Annotated in this window: 3 protein-coding genes and 1 pseudogene; all 4 read left to right on the forward strand. The window is 42.8% G+C overall.

The window, feature by feature from the left end:
• Positions 1-470, forward strand: a 470-nt coding sequence (locus ACWVCM_RS14000; protein WP_455202382.1) for a CYTH domain-containing protein, incomplete at its 5' end; no start/stop codon positions are given.
• 11 nt (positions 471-481) lie between these two features.
• Positions 482-1,999, forward strand: a complete 1,518-nt coding sequence (locus ACWVCM_RS14005) for an ABC transporter substrate-binding protein (protein WP_455202383.1) — start codon at positions 482-484, stop codon at positions 1,997-1,999.
• 1,051 nt (positions 2,000-3,050) lie between these two features.
• Positions 3,051-3,479 (forward strand): hypothetical protein, encoded by a 429-nt coding sequence (locus tag ACWVCM_RS14010; protein WP_455202384.1) that lies wholly within the window; start codon positions 3,051-3,053, stop codon positions 3,477-3,479.
• A 688-nt stretch (positions 3,480-4,167) separates the two neighbouring features.
• Positions 4,168-4,333, forward strand: a pseudogene (locus ACWVCM_RS14015) (tRNA pseudouridine(38-40) synthase TruA); the annotation flags it as partial.

Raw genomic sequence — 4,333 nt, forward strand, 5'->3', positions numbered from 1 at the left:
CTGAAATAGAACGAAAATTTTTAGTCATCAATGATAGTTGGCGGGAGCAGGTCGCCAGGCATAAGGTGATGAAGCAAGGTTATTTCGCTGGCGGTGGAAAAGCATCCATTAGAGTGCGAATTAGTGGGGAACAGGCTAATTTAAACATTAAGAGTGCAACACTTGGCGTCACGCGCAAGGAATATGAAATTGAGATTCCCCTTGAAGATGCGAAAGAAATGATAGAAAGTCTCTGTGAAAAACCGGTAATAGAAAAAACCCGTCATTACGTCATCCAGGATCAACATACATGGGAAGTGGATGTATTTTCCGGGGACAATGAGGGCCTGGTCGTTGCGGAAATCGAGTTATCGCACGCAGAAGAGGAATTTGAAAAACCAGCCTGGCTTGGTAAAGAAGTTTCGGACGATACTCGTTATTACAATGTTTGTCTGGTGAAGAATCCCTATAAAAACTGGCGCAACGAATAGGCCTGTCAGGCATGCAGCGTAATCAGCAAGTGTTCAGCAAACGTTTTGCCGGTTTGATTGTTGTTTGTGTTTGTTTATCGTTTCAGATGAGTTGCCGTTCCCCGCAGGAAGACCATGCTATTCGATTTGGTTTGGCAAGCGCACCTGTAACACTGGATCCCCGTTTTTCAACCGATGCAATTTCCTCACGCATTAATCGATTGATTTACCGGCAGCTCATTGATTTCGATGCTGCATCCAGACCCATACCATCATTAGCTACCTGGAAGAAACTGACACCACTCCAGTACCGCTTTCATTTGCAGCCTGAATATCGCACATTTCATGACGGTAGCCTGTTAACAGCGCATGATGTAAAAGCAACATTCGATTCGATTCTCGATGAAAAAGTGGCGGCACCGCACCGAGCCACACTGCATATGATTGCGAGTGTTAAGGTGGTTGATGATGACACGGTTGATTTCTATCTCAACAAAGCCGATCCATTGTTTCCCGGCTACCTGGAAATAGGGATACTTCCTGCAGCCTATATTAAACAGGGACATTCCTTTAATACTCAGCCTGTCGGGAGTGGGCCGTTCCGCTTTCTCTCCTGGCCGACCAGCGATCGATTAAGGTTGCAAAGACTGGCTGATCAACAGGTGTTTGAATTTTTGCACGTTAAAGAAGAAAACACGCGGGTACTTAAATTACTGCGTGGTGAATTAGATATGCTGCAAAATGATATAGATAGTGAGTTGATAAAGTACCTGGGTGAACAGGTTGAAGTCAAAGTGACCACGGGAAGGGGTAGCAATTTTTCTTATCTGGGTTTTAACCTGCAAGATCCGGAAGTGAGCAAGCTTTCTGTCCGTCAGGCAATAGCGTTTGCTATTGATCGAGAGGCGATTATCCAGTATTTATTTTCAGGTCGGGCACGCCTGGCGAGCGCTTTACTAACACCTGATCATTGGGCGGGCCATCCTGGGTTACCTACGTACGCCTATAATCCGGAGAAAGCCCGGCAATTATTAAAACAATCCGGTTACAACGCGGTAAAACCCTTAACAATTACCTATAAAACATCAAGTAATCCATTTCGGATTCGGCTGGCAACCATTATTCAAAGCCAGTTGGAAGCGGTGGGCATTGATGTCGATATCCGAACCTATGATTGGGGCACCTTCTATGGCGATATCAAGGCAGGTAATTTCCAGATGTATAGCCTGGCCTGGGTTGGTATTAATTTACCAGATATCTTTCGCTACGTATTCCATAGCCAATCGGTACCTCCCGCAGGTGCCAACCGAGGACGTTATGCAAGTCTCCAGATAGATACACTATTGGAGACAGCACAGAAGCAGCAGGATATATCAGCGCAAGCAGAAATTTACCGGGAGATTCAGCAAATTCTCTATCGAGAACTACCTTATGTGCCTTTGTGGTACGAGGACCATGTCTACGCAGCACGGCATAATATCAATGGTTACCGTATCCATCCCGATGGGAACTACGATGGCTTAATTGATGTCTATCTTACCGATTCCTGATCACAGCTGGTAAAAAAACAGCAAATAACCCAAGTTGAAACACAAATTATCGTCAGTGTTGCGAGTCAGCGCCCGCAATTGCGTAAAAACGGTAAGGTTACCAATGATGTCATGTTTCAGACGGCTACAAATGGACCGCGCGAACATGATGGTAGCGAATGCACACCAGGGAAAAGGCGTGTTATTCAGACAATATTGGTAATGGAAATCCAGTTTAGAGTGTGTTTTCAGCAGGAAGCCGACAGGAGAGGGGTTTTCTGAACAAATTACATAAAAACCAGACCTGATCGGCGCTGGATATTTGTCGAGAATCCTGTAGTTAAGTGGTCGGCAGGTTGACAATAACCGCCAGGGCAAGGTTGATAGCATGCAAAGATGAATCTATATTCATAGTAATGTTGATGAAGAAATTTGTGGTCAACCAAATTTGAATGACTGCGTTAAAACGGAGGATGATGATATTGTCCGTCTTTGCAATGAAGTTAACAGGATTGCTTCTGTACTCATTCTAGAAGCCCCGCTAACTGCAAATACGTAAATAGTTTTTAGCTTATGTAAGTGGTGTAACTTGTAAGAAACATCTGACATGCAACAATATTTAAAACAGGGTATATTATAGACAGGTGAGAAAAGAAATATCCCACTAAAAAGAAAATGCAGACAAGCAAAACAAAACATGGCTAACTAAATTTAGCTAATAAACTATAAGTAAAAAAATAAAAGTCTGCTGATAAAAAATTGAGACACACAACTTCAAACAAAATTAGTTACTAGGGTTTTGCAACGTTAAGTTGCCAAGATTAAATTTAACGTCTACTTTGTTAGTTAACGTATTAACTGATTAGCATCGAGTGTTAGCTGTCCAGTAGCTTCTCAATGGTAATGACGTTTTGCGTTGAGGCGTTGAATGGGCTTGTAGTAATTAGATGTAGTAGTTAGATGTAGTTATTAGATGTAGTTATTAGATGTAGTAATGCGGGTAATAATAATAAGGCTGTACGGTTGTAATTCTTTGGGTATAACTTTAACTAACAAGAGAGAGGCAAAGACATTGGCTAAGTACGAAAACATCACTGAACCTGATGGAATGGGTTTCCAGGTTAGAGTTGTTCGTAAGGGTAAGGAACGTAGCCGCTATTTTTCTCACAAACGTTATGGTGGGAAAAGAAAATCGCTCAAGGCGGCAATCGACTGGCGGGATGAAATTCGGGCGAAATATCCCGAAAAAGCCAAACGACCCGTGCAAAGTAATACTGGCATTCGAGGTATTTCCCGTACGGTGAAGTTTGATAAACGCCGAGGTATTACTTATTTAAGTTACAGCGTGCATTTTAAAAACTCGGATGGCAGCCCCAATAATAAAACATTCTTTGTGGGCGATATTGATGTTGTAACCGATAAAGACGAGCAAAAAGCATTGCGGGCTGCGAAAAAATTCAGACGGGAATTTGAACGCACTGAAGTCGCGCATATGCATTAAGTCGCTGAAGAATTAAGTTAATACTTCTATCCATTGCGTCGCGACAAGGTTTTATTAAACAAGCTACTGAGTTTGTTTGGAGGGCCTTGTCGCATCGAAAAATGTTTCACATCAATTCACATCAAAATGATGCCTGTTCAATTTCCAGGTAAACATGGCTGATGACGCGACCAATTTCTTCGAAGTTATTCCAGTTCCGACATTTCTTTACATCGCTAACCACCTGCTATTTCATTTCATAATCACTTTATCCATTTTCAAAATTGTTTTTTACAGAACCAAAGAGCGTTTCAATAAAGGCCAGGGAAGACTCCAGATTGTGGGAGGGTTGCCTGGTGGGCGTTAGCCGGCAAAGGCAAGCTAAAGGCAATCATACATTGTGTAAAGCTTTTGGTGAATTTAACGGTTTTAGCCCGGTTGTTGCTAATATGGATTAATACGTGTATTGCACGATATGAGCTGACGAGATTATTCAGGATTACTCGCAGTGTTTGCTTTATGTTTGTTGTTAGCGTTATTCGTGATTCCTGAACCAGGCAATGAATAAAATAAAGCATACCAGCAAAATTAACAGCCGTAATGGAATCGCTTAATTTCATTGACAGGCATGGTTTATCGATTTGTGTGCAGGTAGTGTAGAATAGGCTGTTTTGGTTAATCTCAGGGTAGTAAATAGATGCGCATTGCAATGGGTATCGAGTACGACGGTACCAACTATGTTGGATGGCAGCTGCAGGAGAATGGTCCAAGTGTTCAGGGTGCAGTGGAAGCGGCGCTGGCACAAGTGGCTAATCATTCGCTGCGAATTGTCTGTGCGGGACGCACTGATACCGGGGTACATGCCCTGGGCCAAG

Source organism: Kaarinaea lacus, assembly GCF_975902315.1.

What these genes read in the sequence shown, in the direction of transcription:
- ACWVCM_RS14005 (WP_455202383.1), top strand. Translation starts at nt 482, where the DNA reads ATGCAGCGTAATCAGCAAGTGTTCAGCAAACGTTTTGCCGGTTTGATT.